The sequence below is a fragment of the Stackebrandtia sp. genome, from assembly GCF_035643755.1.
Classification (GTDB): Bacteria; Actinomycetota; Actinomycetes; order Mycobacteriales; family Micromonosporaceae; genus Stackebrandtia.
The window spans coordinates 15,685-32,461 of record NZ_DASQPW010000018.1 but is presented as its reverse complement, the minus strand read 5'-3'; the positions used below and the strand labels follow the sequence as shown (position 1 = coordinate 32,461).

Sequence of the window (16,777 nt, the reverse complement as noted above, 5' to 3'; positions counted from 1 at the left end):
GATACCTCGCCACCTACGGCGCCGCCGCCGCCAACGCCCAGGCCGCCGCGGAACTGCTGCTGGCGGACGCGCTCTAGCTCTCGGTGGCCAGCTTGGCGCCGAAGCCGATCAGGGCGACGCCGGTGGCGGCGTCGACCGCGCGCCGCACCGGCCGCCGCTTCAGCCACGCCCGCAGGCGATGCGTGAACAGCGGGACCAGCATGAACCACACCACGGCCACCGCCGCGTGGGTGAAGGCCAACAGCAGCAGCGTCGAGGTGTGGCTGTCGCTGGCGCTGACGAACTGCGGCAGCACCGACAGATAGAACGCGAACGCCTTCGGGTTGGTGATGTTGGACAGGAACCCCTGCCCGAAGCCCCGCAGCACGCGCGCGGTGCCGTCGGCGGCCGAGACCTCGGCGTAACGCCCGCGCCGCGCCGACCGCAGCGCCCGCACGCCGAGGTACACCAGGTACGCCACCCCGGCCCAGCGGATCGCCTGAAACAGCGGCTCGATCCGCACCAACACGACGCTGACCCCCAGCACCGCGCAGCTGGCGTGCACGGCGAGGCTGGCGAGCACCCCCAGCGAGGTCGCCATTCCGGGCCCACGCCCGCCGACGACGCAGTTCTTGAGCACCACGGCGAAGTCCGGTCCCGGCGCGACGACCACGATGGCGGCGAACAACAGGAAACTCAGGTACATCGATATCGTCATGATTCGTCCTTGACGTTTGGCGCCTCGAGGGCCATGGTCCATCGGCCGCGGCGTTTCTCCAAGCAGATTCTCGACATCAGGTTTCGTACCGGCACCGGCGACCGTGTGCCCCCGATCCTCGGGTGGGAGGATCGGGGGCACAGGTGTTTGTGAGAGGAAAATAAGGTCAGGGGGTACCGTCCAGTACCTTTTGGACTTCCTCGCGCAGCTGCGGGATCTTGCCGTACAGCACGTCGCCGGGGCAGTCGGTGTCGGTGTAGTCGCGGTGGCCGTAGATCTCGGTGGCCTTGATGCCGTACTGGGCGCAGATGTACGCGCACAGCTTCACCAGGCTGTCCCACAGGGCCTTCGGCGGCTCCACCGTGAAGTAGGTGCCCTGGTTCTCGATGCCGATGGCCTTGTCGTTCTGCCCGGGGGCGTGGGCGCCCTGCACCATGCCCTTGCCGTCGGTGAGGTGCTTCAGGCTGGTGTGGCGGCCCTCCATGAGGAAGCCGCCGCGGCTGTTGGTGAAGTGCTGGCCGGTGTCGATCCAGCCGTTTTCGTCCATGTGCCAGTGCTGGATCTCGCGGGCGATGGCGTAGGCCGCGTCCTGCGAGGTGTCGTCGGTGTTGGCCGATTCGGTGTGGTGGACGATGATCTTGTCGGGGTTGCGCTCGACCGGGGTGACGTCCTCCGAGGGGGGACGGGCGCCCCAGGTGTCGCAGTCGGCGATGTCGGGGACGGGCACGTCGGCGCCGGCGATGCCGGTGCTCAACAGGGCCCCGCCGCCGGCGGCCACGCCGACGCCCAGCAGGACCGCGCCGCGCAGCACGTTGCGGCGGGACGGGCCGGATGTGTTGTCGCCCATGGGTTTCAGCCCTTCATCTTCGCCGCGACGTCCTTACGCAGCTGCGGCAGCATCGCGTAGAACTTCTCGCCCGGGCACTCGGTGCTGTAGTAGTCGCGGTGCCCGTAGATCTCCTTGGGGTCGATGGAGTACTTGCCGCAGATGAACGCGCACAGCTCGACCGTCTTGTCGTACAGCGCCTTCGGCGGCTCGATGCTGGTGTACAGGCCCTCGTGCTCGATGCCGATCGCCGAGGTGTTCTGGCCCGGGCAGTGGGCGCCCTGCACCATGCCCTTGCCGTCGGTGAGGTGTTGCAGGCTGGTGTGGCGACCCTCCAGCGCGAAGCCGCCCCGGCTGACGGTGAAGTGCTGGCCGGTGTCGGACCAGCCGTTTTCGTCCATGTGCCAGTGCTGGATCTGCTGGGCGATGGACTTGGCGTCGTCCTCGGTGGTGCCGGTGTCATTGCTGGACGCGGTGTGGTGGATCAGGATCTTGTCCGGGTTGTTGTCGAGCTGGTTCAGCGGGTCGGCGGGCTGACGCGCGCCCCACGCGTCGCAGCCGATGATCTTGGGGTCGGTGACCTCGGCCGAGGCGATGCCGGACGCCAGTAGCGCCCCGCCTCCGACCACTCCGCCAGCGCCGATCAGGATCGCGCCCCGCAGCACATTGCGCCGGGACGGGGAAGGGGATGTCGACATGATCAGGGGCTCCCACGGTTCGTCGTATCGGAAGGTGGTGACCGCCATCGCGGACGGTCAACACCTTCCTACCATCGACGTATGCGCCGGGGAACCCCTGAACCTACTGGTTATGCGGTTCTTATGGCTAGTGCGCGCGGGCCGCGGAGGCCTGGGCCAGGGTGCGGATCTGGCGCAGCAGCACCGACAGCGAGGCCAGGTCGGCCCCCTCGGTCACGAACTCGGCGCGCGCCGACACCACCCGGTCCAGGGTGGCGGCGTTGTCGTGCTGCCACTGGTCGACCCGCTCGGCGGCGGTCATGTCGTCCGGCGTGGTCGCCATGACCTGGCGGGTCAGCGCCGCCAGCGCCGCGTACAGGTCGTAGCGCAGCGCGGTGCGGGCCAGGGTCCGGGAGCGGTTGTCGCGCGGCAGCGCCGAGATCTTGTTGAGCACGTCGTCGGCGCCGAAGCGGGCCGTCAGGGTGAAGTAGACGTCGGCCACCGACTGCCGGTCGCAGCGCTGGGCGTCGGTCACCTCGACCACGTCGACCAGGCCGAAGCCGTACATCAGGCCGGCGACCCGCTCGGCGAGACTCTGCGGGACGCCCTTGCTCACCAGGGTCTCGGCGTACTCGCTCATGCCCTCGGCCTCGGTGCCCTGCAACAGTTCCCGCACCCGCGGCAGCAGTGTGGACACTCCCGGGCGCATCCGGTCGGTCTCGGGGGGGACCTCCAGCGGGACGGCGCGGTTTTGCACCAGCCAGCGCACGCCGCGGTCCAGCAGCCGCCGGATCACCAGCATCGCCTCGGTCTGCGCGGCGGCGGGGATCTGGTTGTCCAGCGCCTCGATGTCGGCCCAGATCTCGGACAGCCCGAACACGTCGCGGACGATCACGTAGGCGCGCAACACATCCGCGGCGCCGGCGCCGGTCTCCTCCATGGCACGGAACACAAAGGATGTTCCGCCCCGGTTGACGGCCTCGTTGACCAGCACCGTGGTGACGATCTCGCGGCGCAGCGGGTGCTCGGGCATCAGGCGCTCGAAGCGTTCCCGCAGCGGCGTCGGGAAGTACTCCGACAGCACCGGCTTGGTCCACGCCTCGTCCGGCAGGTCGGAGTCGTTGATCTCGGTCTCCAGACCGATCTTCACGTACGACAGGATGACGGCCAGCTCCGGCTCGGTGAGCCCCTCGCCCGCGGCCATCCGGGTGGCGATCTCCTTGTCGGACGGCAACGCCTCCAGCTGGCGATTCAGGCCCGCCGTCTTCGACAGGTACCGCATCAGCCTGATGTGGACGCTGAACAGCGTGCTGGACTGGGCGTCGGCGGCGGCCAGGGCCGTGTTCTGGTTGTAGTTGTCGTCCAGCGCCAAGCGCGCGACCTCGTCGGTCATCTCCTCCAGCAGCTGGTCGCGGTCGCCCGCGGGCAGCAGCCCGGCGTGGATCGCCCGCGACAGCAGGACCTTGATGTTGACCTCGTGGTCGGAGGTGTCGACGCCGGCGGAGTTGTCGATGAAGTCGGTGGCCAGCCGCACGCCGTTCTTGGCGGCCTCGATGCGGCCGCGCTGGGTGAGGCCCAGGTTGCCGCCCTCGCCCACGACGGTGCAGCGCAGCTCGGCGCCGTCCACCCGCAGCGGGTCGTTGCTCTTGTCGCCGACGTCGGCGTTGGTCTCGGCGCTGCCCTTGACGTAGGTGCCGATGCCGCCGTTCCACAACAGGTCCACCTTGGCGCGCAGGATGGCCTTGATCAGGTCGCTGGGCGCCAGCTCCTTCACCGGGTCCTCGATGCCCAGGGCGGCGCGGACCTGCGGCGACACCGGGATCCGCTTGGCGGAACGGGACCACACGCCCCCGCCTTCGGAGATCAGGTCGTGGTTGAAGTCGTCCCATGTGGAGCGAGGCAGCGCGAACAGCCGCTGGCGTTCGGCGTACGCCGCAGGCGTGTCGGGGTTGGGGTCGATGAAGATGTGCATGTGGTTGAACGCCGCGATCAGGCGCGTGTGCGGCGAGCACATCAGGCCATTGCCGAACACGTCGCCGCCCATGTCGCCGATGCCCACGCAGGTGTGGTCGGTGGTCTGGGTGTCGACACCCATCGTCTTGAAGTGCCGCTTCACCGACTCCCAGGCGCCGCGGGCGGTGATGCCCATCTTCTTGTGGTCGTAGCCGGCCGAGCCGCCCGAGGCGAAGGCGTCGCCGAGCCAGAAGTTGTAGTGGTTGGCGATGCCGTTGGCGATGTCGGAGAACGTCGCGGTTCCCTTGTCGGCGGCCACCACCAGGTAGGTGTCGTCGGAGTCGTGGCGCACCACCTCCGGCGGCGGGATCACCTTGCCGGAACCGGAGTCGATGTTGTCGGTGACGTCCAGCAGCGCCGAGATGAACAGCTTGTAGCAGGTGACGCCCTCGACTTGCAGGGCCTCGCGCTCGCTCGGCGCCTGCTTGAGCAGGAAGCCGCCCTTGGAGCCCACGGGCACGATCACGGTGTTCTTCACCATCTGCGCCTTGACGAGGCCGAGGATCTCGGTGCGGAAGTCCTCGCGGTCGCTCCAGCGCAGACCGCCGCGCGCCACCTTGCCGAAGCGCAGGTGGACGCCCTCGAAGCGCGGCGAGTACACGAAGATCTCGAAGGCCGGACGCGGCTCGGGCAGCTCGGGGATCGACTGCGGGTCGAGCTTGAGAGCCACATAGGACTTGGGGCGGCCGGAGGATCCGCGCTGGTAGTAGGACGTGCGCAGGGTGGCGCGGATCAGACCGAGGTACGAGCGCAGCACCCGGTCGGCGTTGAGGCTGGGGACGTCCTCCAGGGCGGCCTCGAACGCCGTGGCGATCTCGGCGGCCCGGTCGTCGCGGGCCTGCGCGGTGAGCTCCAGCCGCGGGTCGAAGCGCGTCTCGAACAGCGACACCAGCTGCTTGGCCAGCTGCGGGTGCGAGCACAGCGTGGACGCCATGAAGGAGCTGGACTGGGTGGTTCCGGCCTGGCGGAGGTACTTGGCGTAGGCCCGCAGGATCACCACCTGGCGCCAGGTCAACCCGGCGCGCAGCACCAGGGCGTTGAAGCCGTCGGTCTCGGCCTCGCCGCGCCACGACGCCGAGAACGCGTTCTCCACGTCGGCGCGCACCTGCGGCACCTGGGTCGGCAGGTCGGCAGGCAGCCGCAAACCGAAGTCGTGCAGGAAGACCGTGCCGTCGGCGCGCTCGATCTCGTAGGGGTGCTCGTCCTCGACGGTGACGCCCAGCGAGTGCAGCACCGGCAGCACGGCCGACAGCATCATCGGCTCGCCGAAGCGGAACACCTTGAAGCGGATGTCCTCGTCGCTCTTGCGGCGGCGGAACAGGTGCAACGCGAGCTCACCGGGCTCGTCCACCAGCTCGAGCTTGGCGATGTCCTTGGCGGCCTCGCGCGGCGAGTGGCTGTCCTTGTACACATTGGAGAACGCGTCGACGTAGCGCAGGTACACGTCCTTGGACTGGTCCTCGCCGAGCTGGCGGTCCAGCAGCACCGAGAAGTCGGCGTCCCAGGAGCGGGTGGCCTCGATGAGTTCCCTTTGGACGGCGGCGACGTCGACGTCGCCGGGCGGGTTGGCCGGGTCGACCCGCACCGTCAGGTGGATGCGGGCCAGCACCGACTCCGACACGTAGGTGGAGAAGTCGATGCCGACGCCGTTGAGCCGGGCCATGAGGATCTTCTGGATCTTCAGGCGGTTGTCGGTGTCGAAGCGGTCGCGCGGCAGGTACACCAGGCAGGAGAAGAAGCGGCCGTAGGTGTCGCGGCGCGCGAAGAAGCGCAGCCGGCGGCGGCCGGCCAGCCGCAGCACGTCCATGGCGGTGTGGAACAGGTTGTCGGTGGAGCTTTGGAACAGCTCGTCGCGCGGGTAGGTCTCCAGGATGGCCATCAGGTCCTTGCCGGAGTGGCTGTTGGGAGACAGGCCGGAGCGGTCCATCACGTCGGCGGCCTTGCGGCTCACCACGGGCAGGTCCTTGACGCTGGACAGGTAGGCGGCCGTGGTGAACAGGCCCAGGAAGCGGCGCTCGCCGATCACGTTGCCGGCGTCGTCGAAGACCTTGAAGCCGACATAGTCCATGTAGGAGTGACGGTGGACGGTGGAGCGGGAGTTCGTCTTGGTGACGATCAGGAGCCGCTTCTCCAGCACCTGCTCGTACGCCTCGGGGGTCAGGGCGCTCAACAGCTTCGGCGCGCCCTGGTCGGCGCGCAGCAGGCCCAGGCCGCTGCCGCCAACCGCCTCCAGCGCCTGTCCGGCGTCGGTGTCGGCGAGGCGGTATTCGCGGTAGCCCAGGAACGTGAAGTGGTTGTCGGCCAGCCAGCGCAGCAGCTCGACGGCGTCGGTGAGGTCGCGCTCGGGCACCGGCAGCCGCTCGCCGTCGTCGGCGATCTCGGCGGCCAGCTCGGTGGCGACCGCGCGCATCCGCGGCCAATCCTCCACGCACTGCCGCACGTCGGTCAGCACGCCCAGGATGGCGTTGTGGACGTCGGTGACCTTCTCGGCGTCGCGCAGCCGGTCCACCTCGAAGTGCATCCAGCTCTCGGCGACCGCGCCCTCGGCGTCCTCATGGGACGGCAGGGATTGCAAGGCGCCCATGACTTCGCGGACGACCGGCACCAGCGGGTGCACCACGACGTGGATGTCGAGGTCGCGGGAGGTCAGCGCCGTGGTGATCGAGTCGACCAGGAACGGCATGTCGTCGGTGACGATGTCGATCGAGGTGTGGCGGGGCGGGGCGGGCTCGCCGTCGGGTTCGGGGGCCTCGGGGGTGGTCACCGACAGCTTGACCTCGCCGACCACGCGCTGGGACGCCAGTTCCCGGTGGGCGACGGTGACGTGGAACAGGTCGGCGGCCGAGCGGCCGGCCAGATCCTCGTCCGGGACGAAGCGCCAATATCGTCGCACCAGGTCGGCGAGTTCGCCGTCATCCCCGGCCAGGTTCGCCGCGTCGGAGATGAGGGTTTCTCGGTTGGGAAGTTCCTCGTCGATATTCCGGTCGTCTTCGTCTGCGGCCATTGCCAACACCGTTCGCCAGCTCCCAAATAACTTTCGCGCCCACGCCAATGTGGGCGCCGCACTATGCACGAGCCTACGACTGTCCTTCCACACATGCACGGCAGCTCCCGGCCGCCCATCGAGGGGTGTAACCGCGTGATGAGGTAAGCGTCCGTCGTGGCTGCCCGGCGGGGGTTTCCCGGCTGCACGCGACCTGACCGATTGGCGACGCTATCGCTCACAAATCCACAAACTCCGCACGCGCGCTCGCTCAGGGGGCCAGCGCCCGGGCGAGCGTCGAGGCGATCGCCTCGGCGTACTCGCCGTCCGGGTCGTAGTCGGGATCGAAGACCGTCAGCTCCATGCCGAGGCACTCCTCGTACGACGAGAACACCTCGATGAGCTGCTGAAACTCCCCCAGCGCGATGCCGCCCGGGTCGGGCGAGTCCACCGCGGGCATCACGAGTGAGTCCAAAATGTCCACATCGACGTGCAGCCAGAATCCCGTGACGTCGCCCAGCTCCTCCACCGCCCATTCGGCGCTGCGGACCGCGCCGGTGGCGCGCACCTGGGTGGCGGTGCGATGGGTGATGCCCGCGGCGGTCAGCTCGATGCGGTGCGCGTCGGAGTCGCGGATGCCCAGCACCACGGTGTGGGCGGGCTCCACGTACGGCCGGTGGCCGTCGATGTCGGTGAGGTCGACCTGGCCGCGCCCGGTCACCAGCGCCAGGTCCTCCCCGGCCGCCGCACCCACGTACGGCGAGTTTCCGGGGTGGCGGAAGTCGGAGTGACCGTCCATGAAGATCAGCCCGTAGCGGGATCCGGTCAGCTTGCCGCGCCGCCGCATCGCCACCGCCGAGCCCAACAGGATCGAGCAGTCGCCGCCGAGCACCAGCGGCCACTCCCCCGCGTCCACAATGGCGTCGATGCGGTCGGCGAGCCTTCGCGAATACTCCGCGATCTCGGCGGCCTGCGACACCCCGTCCCCCGGCTGCCACTCGCCGGTGTCGAAGCGCGGCGGCGTCAGGCAACCCGCGTCGCGCGCCGCCAGCTGCGCCACCAGTCCCCGGTCGCGCAGCGCCCCGGGAGCCTTGGCGCAACCGGGCACCGTGGTCGGTGTGGGCGGTCGCAGGCCAAGGTTCGAGGGGGCGTCCAGGATGGCGATGCGTCGCATTGGTCGGTGACAACGCTCCGATCTGACAAGGGGGTGGTGTGGAACGGGGCCCGTCGTTAAAACAGCACCGCGGCGAGCTTGCGGCGCGCCGCCGACACCGTCGGGTCGTCGCCGCCGGCCACGGCGAACAGCTCCAGCAGGTGCTTGCGGACGGTATCACGATCCTCGCCGCCCAGCCGCCCGATCAGGGCGATGAGCTGGTCGTACGCCTTCTCGGCCTCGCCGTTCATCACCGCGGCGTCCGCGGCGGACAGGGTCGCCGAGATCTCGTCGGCCCCGGTGGCGTCCCCGGCGTCGCGCACCCGGCGCAGCAGCCGCACCTGGGCCAGACCCGCCTCGGCCTCGGTCGCGCCCGGGTTATCGTCCAAATAGTTCTGATAGGCGCGCTCGGCGCCGTCCAGGTCGCCCGACTCCAGCGCCGACTCCGCCGCGGCGAACGTCGGATCGACCGGCATCTCCGGCGCCTGCCCCCCGGCGGCCTCCATCAACTGGCCCAACCAGGTGCGCAGGGTGGTCTCCGGCTGCACGCCCTGGAAGCCGTCGACCGGACGGCCCTGCCACATCGCGATCACCGTGGGAATCGACTGCACCTGGAACGCCGCCTGCAGCTGCGGGTTGGCGTCCACGTCGATCTTGGCCAGGGTCCAGGCGCCGTCGGCCTCGACGGCCAGCTTCTCCAGCACCGGCGACAGCTTCTTGCACGGGCCGCACCACTCGGCCCAGAAGTCGATCACCACCGGCGTCGACAGCGACCGCTCCAGCACCTCAGACTGGAAGGTGACCTCGGTGACGTCGACGACCGCCACGCCGTCGGCGGGCGGGCCCGCGGCCGGGGCTTCGCCGTCATCGGGGGCGGCGGCCTGCGGGGACGGACGGGACTGGGCCAGGGCGGACAGATCCACCGCGCCGGCCAGCAGGCGCTGCGGGGCTTGACGAGGATCAGGCGTGTTCATGACGTCCAGTCTCGCATCAAATCCGGCGCCCGACCGGCGAGGGTGCGCCGGTCCGGCACGTCGCATCTTCATATACGCCAAATGTCCTGACGCGTGGTAACGTCCCCGGCCATACGGTGTGTCCACATTCACACCGTTACTGCCCGTTTCCCCGGAGGTCTCGCGTGTCTACCCCAGAGCGGACCCGAAAGTCCGATCTCAGCCCCTGGAACTGGCTACTGCTGGTTCCGATCGTCATCCCCCTCCTGACATTCCTGTTCAACTCCGACGAGCCCCGCCTGTTCGGCTTCCCGGCCTTCTACTGGCTCCAACTCGCCTTCGTCATCATCGGCGTCGCCACCACGACGATCATTTACCAGATCGGCAAGCGGAAGGAGAACCGGTGATGCATCTGCAATGGACAGAACTGATCATCTTCACCGTGTTGTTCCTGGCCGTGTCGGTGATGGGATTCGTCGCGGCCCGCTGGCGGCGCCCCACCGACATGTTGCACCTCAACGAATGGGGTCTGGGTGGACGCGGGTTCGGCAGCTGGGTCTCGTGGTTCCTGATCGGCGGTGACCTGTACACCGCGTACACGTTCATCGCCGTGCCCGGCCTGGTGTTCGGCGCCGGCGCCATGGGATTCTTCGCGATGCCGTACACGGTGGTCGCCTACCCCATCGTGTTCCTGTTCCTGATCCGCCTGTGGTCGGTGTCCAAACAGCACGGTTTCGTCACCCCCGCCGACTTCGTGCGCTCCCGGTTCCAGTCGCCCACCCTGGCGCTGCTGATCGCCATCACCGGGATCGTGGCCACCATGCCCTACATCGCCCTGCAGCTCGTCGGCATCGAGGCGGTGCTGAAGTCCATGGGGCTCGTCGGCAACGGCTGGGCGGCGAACCTGCCGATCATCATCGCGTTCGCGATCCTGGCGGCCTACACCTACCAGTCCGGCCTGCGGGCGCCCGCGCTGATCGCGTTCGTCAAGGACTTCCTCATCTACCTGGTCATCATCGTGGCGGCGATCTACATCCCCGCCAAGCTGGGCGGATGGGGAACGGTCTTCGACTCCGCGGACAAGGCGCTGACCGCCAAGGGAGGATCGATGCTGTTGGGGCCCAACAACCAGCTCCAATACGTCACCCTGGCCCTGGGCTCGGCGCTGGCGCTGTTCCTGTATCCGCACTCGGTGACGGGCGTGTTGGCCAGCCGCAGCCGCAACGTCATCAAGCGCAACATGTCGGCGCTGCCCGCGTACTCGTTCCTTTTGGGGATCATCGCGCTGCTGGGTTACATGGCCCTGGCGGCGCACATCGACCCGAAGACCCCGCAGGGCAAGCCCGACACCAGCGCCGTGGTGCCGCAGCTGTTCGACAAGATGTTCCCCGACTGGTTCACCGGCATCGCCTTCGCGGCGGTCGGCATCGGGGCGCTGGTCCCGGCGGCGATCATGTCGATCGCGGCGGCGAACCTGTTCACCCGCAACATCTACAAGGAGTACATCAAGAAGGACGCCACCGCGCGCCACGAGGCCACCGTCTCGAAGGTGGCCTCCCTGGTGGTCAAGGTGGGCGCGGTCGCCGTCATCCTGCTGATCAGCCCGCAGTTCTCCATCGACCTGCAGCTGATCGGCGGCGTCATCATCCTGCAGACGCTGCCCAGCGTGGCGATCGGCGTGTTCACCCGCTGGTTCCACAAGGGAGCACTCATCACGGGTTGGGTCGCGGGCATGGGCTCGGGCCTGTTGATGCTGTACTTCACCCCCAGCCCCGACGGTTCCCGCGCCCACTTCGGCGGCAACTCCTTCCCGCTGGCGAACCTGGGTCTGGACACCAAGTTCACCCTGTACCCCGGCTTCCTGTCCATCGCGATCAACCTGATCGTGGTGGTGATCGTGACGCTGATCCTCAAGGCCGCCAAGGTGGCCGACGGCGGCGACGGCACCAAGGAGCTGGACTTCTTCGTCGACACCGACGACGAGAATCCCCCCGAGGAGAAGGCCGAACCGCTGGTCGAGACCTCGTCCACCTGAGCACGTCGATCCGACCGCGGGAGCCTCAGGCCGTGGTGGCCTGGGGCTCTCGCGTGTCGTCGGGCATGGGGGCCGCGTCCCAAACACGGACGGACACCACGGTCCCCACCACCAGCCCCGTGAAGACGGCCTCCAGCGCGAACGACAGGTCCTCGTCGGCGGAGTCGATGGCGAGATTGCCCGCCAGAGCGGTGAAGACCTGGCCGCTGTGCAGCGAGAAGTCGGCGGACAACCCGATCACGAACGCGATGGCCGCGACCACCAGGGCGGCGCAGGCCATGGCGACGCGGGTGACCTGGTCCTCCCTGCCCAACCCGAGGAACACGACGGCCAGCACCAGCGTCACCCCGAACCCGAACACGGGCAGGAGATTCTGGGGCATCGGCATCAGGCGGGACGCGAGCAACAGCGACCCGCCGACGACAAGAGCCGTGACGGCGACGGCACGATTCCGTGTGCCCGCGCCGATCGCGCACCCGAGCGCGAGGACCGCGAGCATGGCGCCGAGCAGTGGCGCCGAGACCGCCAGGCTCCACTCTCGGTCGCTCGGCGAGGTCAACATCGCCGCTTAGACGGCGCCCGCCGCCGCCAGGCTCGCGGCCAGTAGCAACGGTCGGGTTCGGGGGTTGATGGGGCGCCGCATCCCCAACACCCACCCGCCGAGCCACGCCGCGATGACCGCGCACAGCCCCATCGCGTTGAGGCGGTCGACGAGGACGTCGAGGCCGACGGAGCCCACGAATCCCCCGACCGCCGCCCACGACACGACGCGGTCGCCGCGGAACGTCCACACCAGAGCGACAGCCAGCGCCAGCAGGGCCAGCCATCGCGCGTCGCGGTACCAGTAGGTGTTGTTCTCGGCGTAGGCGATGGGTTCGGCGGCGGCCTGTACGGCCATGACGACGACCCACCAGCCGGCCGCCGCCACGCCGATCGCCGCCCCCACGATGGTGCGCGTCCGCTGCGTCATGAATCGAGGCTATGACGCCTACCGCGTATGTCGCAAGGCGCCCAACGGATCTGACGCGGACACGCCGCGGCCCCCGACACGTCGAACGCGCGTCGGGGGCCGCGGGGGACGGTCAGTCCTGGTCGACCCAGCCCAAGGTGCGCTGGACGGCCTTGTTCCAGCCGGCGTACTCGCGGTCGCGAACGGCGGCGTCCATGTCGGGCTGCCACTCGGCGTCCTTCTGCCAGTTGGAGCGCAGGCTCTCCACGTCCGACCAGTAGCCGGTCGCCAGGCCCGCCGCGTAGGCGGCGCCCAGGCAGGTGGTCTCGGCGACCACCGGGCGCACCACGGGCACGTCGAGCACGTCCGACAGGTGCTGCATCAGCATGTTGTTGGCCGTCATGCCGCCGTCCACCTTGAGCTCGGTGAGCGGGACACCGGAGTCGTCGTTCATGGCGTCGACGACCTCGCGGGTCTGCCAGGAGGTGGCCTCCAGGGTGGCCCGGGCGATGTGGCCCTTGTTGATGTAGCGGGTGAGTCCGGCGATCACGCCGCGGGCGTCGCTGCGCCAGTGCGGGGCGAACAGGCCGGAGAAGGCGGGCACGATGTAGCAGCCGCCGTTGTCGTCCACGGTCCTGGCCAGGGTCTCGACCTCGGGCGCGTCCGAGATCAGGCCCAGGTTGTCGCGCAGCCACTGCACCAGCGAACCGGTGACCGCGATCGAGCCCTCCAGGGCGAAGGACGCGGGCTGGTCGCCGATCTTGTAGCCGACCGTGGTGAGCAGGCCCTTCTTGGACACCACCGGCTCGGTGCCGGTGTTGAGCAGCAGGAAGGTGCCGGTGCCGTAGGTGGACTTGGCCTCGCCGACGTTGAAGCAGGTCTGTCCGAACAGTGCGGCCTGCTGGTCGCCGAGCGCCGAGGCCACCGGGACGCCCTCGAGGTAGCCCTTGGCGCTGCCGTACACCTCGGCGGAGGAGCGGATCTCGGGCAGCATGGCCGACGGGATCTTCATGGCGTCCAGAATGGACTGATCCCAGGCGAGGGTGCGCAGGTTCATCAGCATGGTGCGGCTGGCGTTGGTCACGTCGATGACGTGGGTGCCGCCGGTGAGGTTCCAGATCACCCAGCTGTCCATGGTGCCGAACAGCACCTCGCCGCGCTCGGCGCGGCCGCGCAGCCCCTCGACGTTGTCGAGCAGCCAGCGGATCTTCGGCCCGGCGAAGTAGGTGGCCAGCGGCAGGCCGCACTTCTCGCGGAAGCGCTCCTGGCCGACGTTGGAACCCAGCTCCTGGCACAGTTTGTCGGTGCGGGTGTCCTGCCAGACGATGGCGTTGTGCACCGGCTCGCCGGTTTCGGCGTCCCACACCAGGGTCGTCTCGCGCTGGTTGGTGATGCCGATGGCCTTGATCTGGTCCTTCGACAGGTTGCCCTTCTCGATCGCGCCCTGGACGACCTCCTGGACGTTGGTCCAGATCTCGGCGGCGTTGTGCTCCACCCAGCCGGGCTTGGGGAAGATCTGCTCGTGTTCCTTCTGGTCCATCGAGACGATGGAGCCCGAGTGGTCGAAGACGATGCATCGGCTGGACGTGGTTCCCTGGTCGATCGCCGCGATGTACTCGCTCACGTCTATTTCTCCTTCACGTGGTCGGCGGAATATAGGAAGAGTGTGCGCGTTGGCGCCGCCGTTCGCGCGGCGGCACCAACGCGTCTTCGGGTCAGGAGAAGGCGAGCAGGCTCCACACGCCGGAGGCCAGCAGGCCGCCGACGATGGGGCCGGCCACCGGAATCCAGGAGTATGACCAGTCCGAGCTGCCCTTGCCGGGGATCGGCAGGATCTGGTGGGCGATGCGGGGGCCGAGGTCACGGGCGGGGTTGATGGCGTAACCCGTGGGTCCACCGAGCGACATGCCGATGACGAACACCAGCAGGCCGACCAGCAGCGGGGCGACGGCGTTGCCGAAGGCCAGCTTCAGGTCGACGCCGCTGCCGAGGTGGGCGCCGTTCGCGCCGATCGCGAGGATGCCGAACACCAGCATGAAGGTGCCGATGATCTCGGTGACGAGGTTCCATACGGTGCTGCGAATGGCGGGGGCGGTGCTGTGGGCGGCCAGCTTGGCCGCCGCGTCGTCCGTTTCCCCCCAGTGCTTGTAATAGGCCAGGAAGACCAGGCACTGGCCGACGATGGCGCCGAGCATTTCCCCGGCCAGATAAAAGGGGACGTCCGACCACTTGGTGGTGCCCTGGCTGGCGAGCGCCAGGGTGACCGCGGGGTTGAGGTGCGCGCCGCTGATGCGACCGACGGCGTACACGGCCATGGTCACGGCCAGACCCCAGGCGGCGGTGATGACGATCCAGCCGCCGTCCTTCGCCTTGGACTTGGCCAAAACCACACCGGCCACGACCCCGTTACCCAAAAGGACCAGGATTGCCGTGCCGACCACTTCGGGGACAAAATATTCCATTGTCGCCTACCTTCCACATTGAATCTAGGCTCATGATCGTCACCGTCCGTCCACAGTTGTCACGGTACAGCGACTTGGGCGGGCTGTCAGGTTTCCGGGCAACGGCACGAACGGTGTATTCGATTGCGAAATGGCTCCACAAGGTGCACGAATTCGTGGATCGTAGCGTCCGTCACGTCCGGCGGTCAACCCGCCGATTCGACTGTTTATCGATACGTGACAATCGATCCAAACTCGATTAGCCACCAATTGTGGACACGACAGTCCATATAGACTCAATCCGCCGGGGCTCGATCGACGCGTGTCGATAGCAAAATGCCCACGGTCACGCCCAGTGCCGCCACCAATCCGGCGGCGGGCACCGCGTACCGGCCCGCGAAGGTGCACACCAACACGCCGACGGCCATCAGCGGCAGCACCAGATGTTGCGCGACGGTCGTCTTGGACCGCCAGCTGTGCAAAAGCCACGACGCGACGAGGAACATCCCCGCCGGGACGGTCACGGTGGCCGCCGCGGCGGTGGCGCTCAGGTGGTTGTGGCCGGTGGCCTGTTCCACCGCCACCTCCAGTCCCGCGCCGATCGCCGCCGCGGAGATGAAGATCAGGAAATGTCCGTACCCCCACGGAATCGCGACCCGATTGGACTCCAGGTATTCGCCCGCGGGCACCGAGAAATAGATCCACCAGGCCGAGAAGACCAGCAGCAGACCGCCCGCCGCGATGGGGATCAGGAGATCGAAGGTCCCGTGCTCGGCCATTCCGGACTGGACGGCGATGGTGCCCGCCGCGACCGTCTCGCCCAGCACGATCAGGGTGAACAACCCGTAACGCTCGGCGATGTGGTGAGGGTGCCACGAGGTGCGCGCCGTCCGCTCGGCCACCACCGGCACCGCCAGCTCGACGATCACCAACGCCAGGAATACCCAGTTTTGGTACTCGCGGGGGACGTACAGCATCGCGACCCAGCCCGCCTGGCAGATCAGCAGCCCGACGCCGTAGCGCGCGGCGGTGCGGCGGGCGGGGCCGCGCTCGCTGGCCGCCGCCCGGAACCACTGGGTGCTTTGCGCCAGCCGCATGACGACGTAGCCCCACACCGCGATCCGCCAGTCGTGGTGGACGAAGGCGCGCGGCACCCCGGCGGCGAACACCTGCACGCCCGCCATCTGGATCAGCGTGAAGACCCGGTACGCGACGTCGTCGGTGTCGTAGGCCGAGGCGAACCACGTGAAGTTCATCCACGCCCACCACACCCCGAAGAACACCGCCAGGTACGACACGATCCCGGCGGCGACGTGGCCCTCGGCCAGCGCGGGCACCAGCTGGGCGCCGGCCTGGGCCACCGCGACCACGAAACACAGGTCGAAGAACAGCTCCAGGGGCGTGGACGCCCGGTGGACCTCGTAGCGGCTGCGGGCGGTCATGCGGCGCAGCACGTTGGTGGTGTGGGTGAGGGCGGGCGGATCGTCCATACCGGCCAAGATTTCACACCGGCGGCGCACAATCCCGGGGTGGGCGAAAAAAGTTCGGGCCGCGGCGATGAGTTCGCGGCGCGCGCGGGGTCTACCTGACAACCACATCGAAAAGCCCGAAGGGAAGCCCATCATGTCCACCACCGACGCCCCCGCCCCCCAAACCAAGCGCGGACTCCACATCACCCTGTGGGTGGTGCAGGCTTTGGCCGCCGTGTTCTTCATCGTCGCCTCCGGCGGCCCCAAGCTCCTCGGCGACCCGACCGCCGCGGCCGTGTTCCACCAGATCGGTTGGGGCGATTGGTATCGCTACTTCGTCGGCGTCGTCGAGGTCGCCGGCGGCATCGGACTGCTGATCCCCCGCCTGTGCGGGCTCGCCTCGATCGGGCTGGCCGCCACGATGGTGGGCGCCACGCTCACCAACACCTTCCAGACCCACACCTACTCGGCGAACATCACCACCGGGATCTTCTTCGTCCTGTTCGTCCTGATCGCCTGGGGCCGCTGGGACCGCACCACGTCGCTGTTCACCACCAACACCACCAGATAAGAGGAGTCAT

13 protein-coding genes and 1 pseudogene are annotated in these 16,777 nt (G+C 68.5%); 3 read left to right on the top strand and 11 right to left on the bottom strand.

Features of this window, described 5'->3' with window-relative positions:
• Positions 1 to 73: 73 nt before the first annotated feature.
• The 6 genes and pseudogenes from VE172_RS01385 to trxA all read right to left on the bottom strand — a co-directional run bounded on the left by VE172_RS01385 (position 74) and on the right by trxA (position 9,323).
• Positions 74 to 697 carry a LysE family translocator gene (locus VE172_RS01385; protein WP_324796070.1) on the bottom strand — a complete coding sequence of 208 codons (624 nt, stop codon included), beginning with the start codon at positions 695 to 697 and terminating at the stop codon, positions 74 to 76.
• A 166-nt stretch (positions 698 to 863) separates the two neighbouring features.
• Positions 864 to 1,544 carry a peptidoglycan recognition protein family protein gene (locus VE172_RS01380; RefSeq protein ID WP_324796067.1) on the bottom strand — a complete coding sequence of 227 codons (681 nt, stop codon included), beginning with the start codon at positions 1,542 to 1,544 and terminating at the stop codon, positions 864 to 866.
• A gap of 5 nt (positions 1,545 to 1,549) precedes the next feature.
• Entirely contained in the window at positions 1,550 to 2,221 is a 672-nt protein-coding gene (locus tag VE172_RS01375; protein WP_324796064.1) for a peptidoglycan recognition protein family protein, read from the bottom strand.
• A 127-nt stretch (positions 2,222 to 2,348) separates the two neighbouring features.
• Positions 2,349 to 7,217: an NAD-glutamate dehydrogenase gene (locus VE172_RS01370; RefSeq protein WP_324796061.1), complete on the bottom strand. Its 4,869-nt coding sequence runs from the start codon at positions 7,215 to 7,217 to the stop codon at positions 2,349 to 2,351.
• Positions 7,218 to 7,470: 253 nt separating this feature from the next.
• A pseudogene (locus VE172_RS01365) lies at positions 7,471 to 8,370 on the bottom strand (arginase family protein); the annotation flags it as partial.
• Between the two features lie 56 nt (positions 8,371 to 8,426).
• Positions 8,427 to 9,323, bottom strand: coding sequence for a thioredoxin (trxA, locus tag VE172_RS01360; RefSeq protein ID WP_324796056.1), 897 nt, complete (start codon positions 9,321 to 9,323; stop codon positions 8,427 to 8,429).
• A 164-nt stretch (positions 9,324 to 9,487) separates the two neighbouring features.
• On the opposite strand from trxA, the gene VE172_RS01355 reads away from it, so the two are divergent.
• Together VE172_RS01355 and mctP are read left to right on the top strand one after the other, a co-directional pair.
• Positions 9,488 to 9,709 (top strand): DUF3311 domain-containing protein, encoded by a 222-nt coding sequence (locus tag VE172_RS01355; RefSeq protein ID WP_324796053.1) that lies wholly within the window; start codon positions 9,488 to 9,490, stop codon positions 9,707 to 9,709.
• Positions 9,709 to 11,337 (top strand): monocarboxylate uptake permease MctP, encoded by a 1,629-nt coding sequence (mctP, locus tag VE172_RS01350; RefSeq protein ID WP_324796050.1) that lies wholly within the window; start codon positions 9,709 to 9,711, stop codon positions 11,335 to 11,337. Before VE172_RS01355 ends, mctP begins: the two co-directional genes overlap by 1 nt.
• A gap of 25 nt (positions 11,338 to 11,362) precedes the next feature.
• Here mctP and VE172_RS01345 read toward each other — a convergent pair whose 3' ends face one another.
• The 5 genes from VE172_RS01345 to VE172_RS01325 all read right to left on the bottom strand — a co-directional run bounded on the left by VE172_RS01345 (position 11,363) and on the right by VE172_RS01325 (position 16,217).
• Positions 11,363 to 11,899, bottom strand: a complete 537-nt coding sequence (locus tag VE172_RS01345) for a hypothetical protein (protein ID WP_324796048.1) — start codon at positions 11,897 to 11,899, stop codon at positions 11,363 to 11,365.
• Between the two features lie 6 nt (positions 11,900 to 11,905).
• Positions 11,906 to 12,307 (bottom strand): hypothetical protein, encoded by a 402-nt coding sequence (locus VE172_RS01340; protein ID WP_324796045.1) that lies wholly within the window; start codon positions 12,305 to 12,307, stop codon positions 11,906 to 11,908.
• A 112-nt stretch (positions 12,308 to 12,419) separates the two neighbouring features.
• Positions 12,420 to 13,910, bottom strand: a complete 1,491-nt coding sequence (glpK, locus tag VE172_RS01335; RefSeq protein ID WP_324796042.1) for a glycerol kinase GlpK — start codon at positions 13,908 to 13,910, stop codon at positions 12,420 to 12,422.
• 91 nt (positions 13,911 to 14,001) lie between these two features.
• Positions 14,002 to 14,748: an MIP/aquaporin family protein gene (locus tag VE172_RS01330; protein ID WP_324796039.1), complete on the bottom strand. Its 747-nt coding sequence runs from the start codon at positions 14,746 to 14,748 to the stop codon at positions 14,002 to 14,004.
• Between the two features lie 275 nt (positions 14,749 to 15,023).
• Positions 15,024 to 16,217 (bottom strand): low temperature requirement protein A, encoded by a 1,194-nt coding sequence (locus VE172_RS01325; protein WP_324796036.1) that lies wholly within the window; start codon positions 16,215 to 16,217, stop codon positions 15,024 to 15,026.
• Positions 16,218 to 16,350: 133 nt separating this feature from the next.
• Here VE172_RS01325 and VE172_RS01320 point away from each other — a divergent pair, with 133 nt between their 5' ends.
• On the top strand, positions 16,351 to 16,767 hold the full coding sequence (locus VE172_RS01320) for a DoxX family protein (RefSeq protein WP_324796034.1): 417 nt from the start codon (positions 16,351 to 16,353) through the stop codon (positions 16,765 to 16,767).
• The last annotated feature ends 10 nt before the right edge of the window (positions 16,768 to 16,777 follow it).

What these genes read in the sequence shown, in the direction of transcription:
- VE172_RS01385 (WP_324796070.1), bottom strand. Translation starts at nt 697, where the DNA reads ATGACGATATCGATGTACCTGAGTTTCCTGTTGTTCGCCGCCATCGTG.
- VE172_RS01380 (WP_324796067.1), bottom strand. Translation starts at nt 1,544, where the DNA reads ATGGGCGACAACACATCCGGCCCGTCCCGCCGCAACGTGCTGCGCGGC.
- VE172_RS01375 (WP_324796064.1), bottom strand. Translation starts at nt 2,221, where the DNA reads ATGTCGACATCCCCTTCCCCGTCCCGGCGCAATGTGCTGCGGGGCGCG.
- VE172_RS01370 (WP_324796061.1), bottom strand. Translation starts at nt 7,217, where the DNA reads ATGGCCGCAGACGAAGACGACCGGAATATCGACGAGGAACTTCCCAAC.
- trxA (WP_324796056.1), bottom strand. Translation starts at nt 9,323, where the DNA reads ATGAACACGCCTGATCCTCGTCAAGCCCCGCAGCGCCTGCTGGCCGGC.
- mctP (WP_324796050.1), top strand. Translation starts at nt 9,709, where the DNA reads ATGCATCTGCAATGGACAGAACTGATCATCTTCACCGTGTTGTTCCTG.
- VE172_RS01345 (WP_324796048.1), bottom strand. Translation starts at nt 11,899, where the DNA reads ATGTTGACCTCGCCGAGCGACCGAGAGTGGAGCCTGGCGGTCTCGGCG.
- VE172_RS01340 (WP_324796045.1), bottom strand. Translation starts at nt 12,307, where the DNA reads ATGACGCAGCGGACGCGCACCATCGTGGGGGCGGCGATCGGCGTGGCG.
- VE172_RS01330 (WP_324796039.1), bottom strand. Translation starts at nt 14,748, where the DNA reads ATGGAATATTTTGTCCCCGAAGTGGTCGGCACGGCAATCCTGGTCCTT.
- VE172_RS01325 (WP_324796036.1), bottom strand. Translation starts at nt 16,217, where the DNA reads ATGGACGATCCGCCCGCCCTCACCCACACCACCAACGTGCTGCGCCGC.
- VE172_RS01320 (WP_324796034.1), top strand. Translation starts at nt 16,351, where the DNA reads ATGTCCACCACCGACGCCCCCGCCCCCCAAACCAAGCGCGGACTCCAC.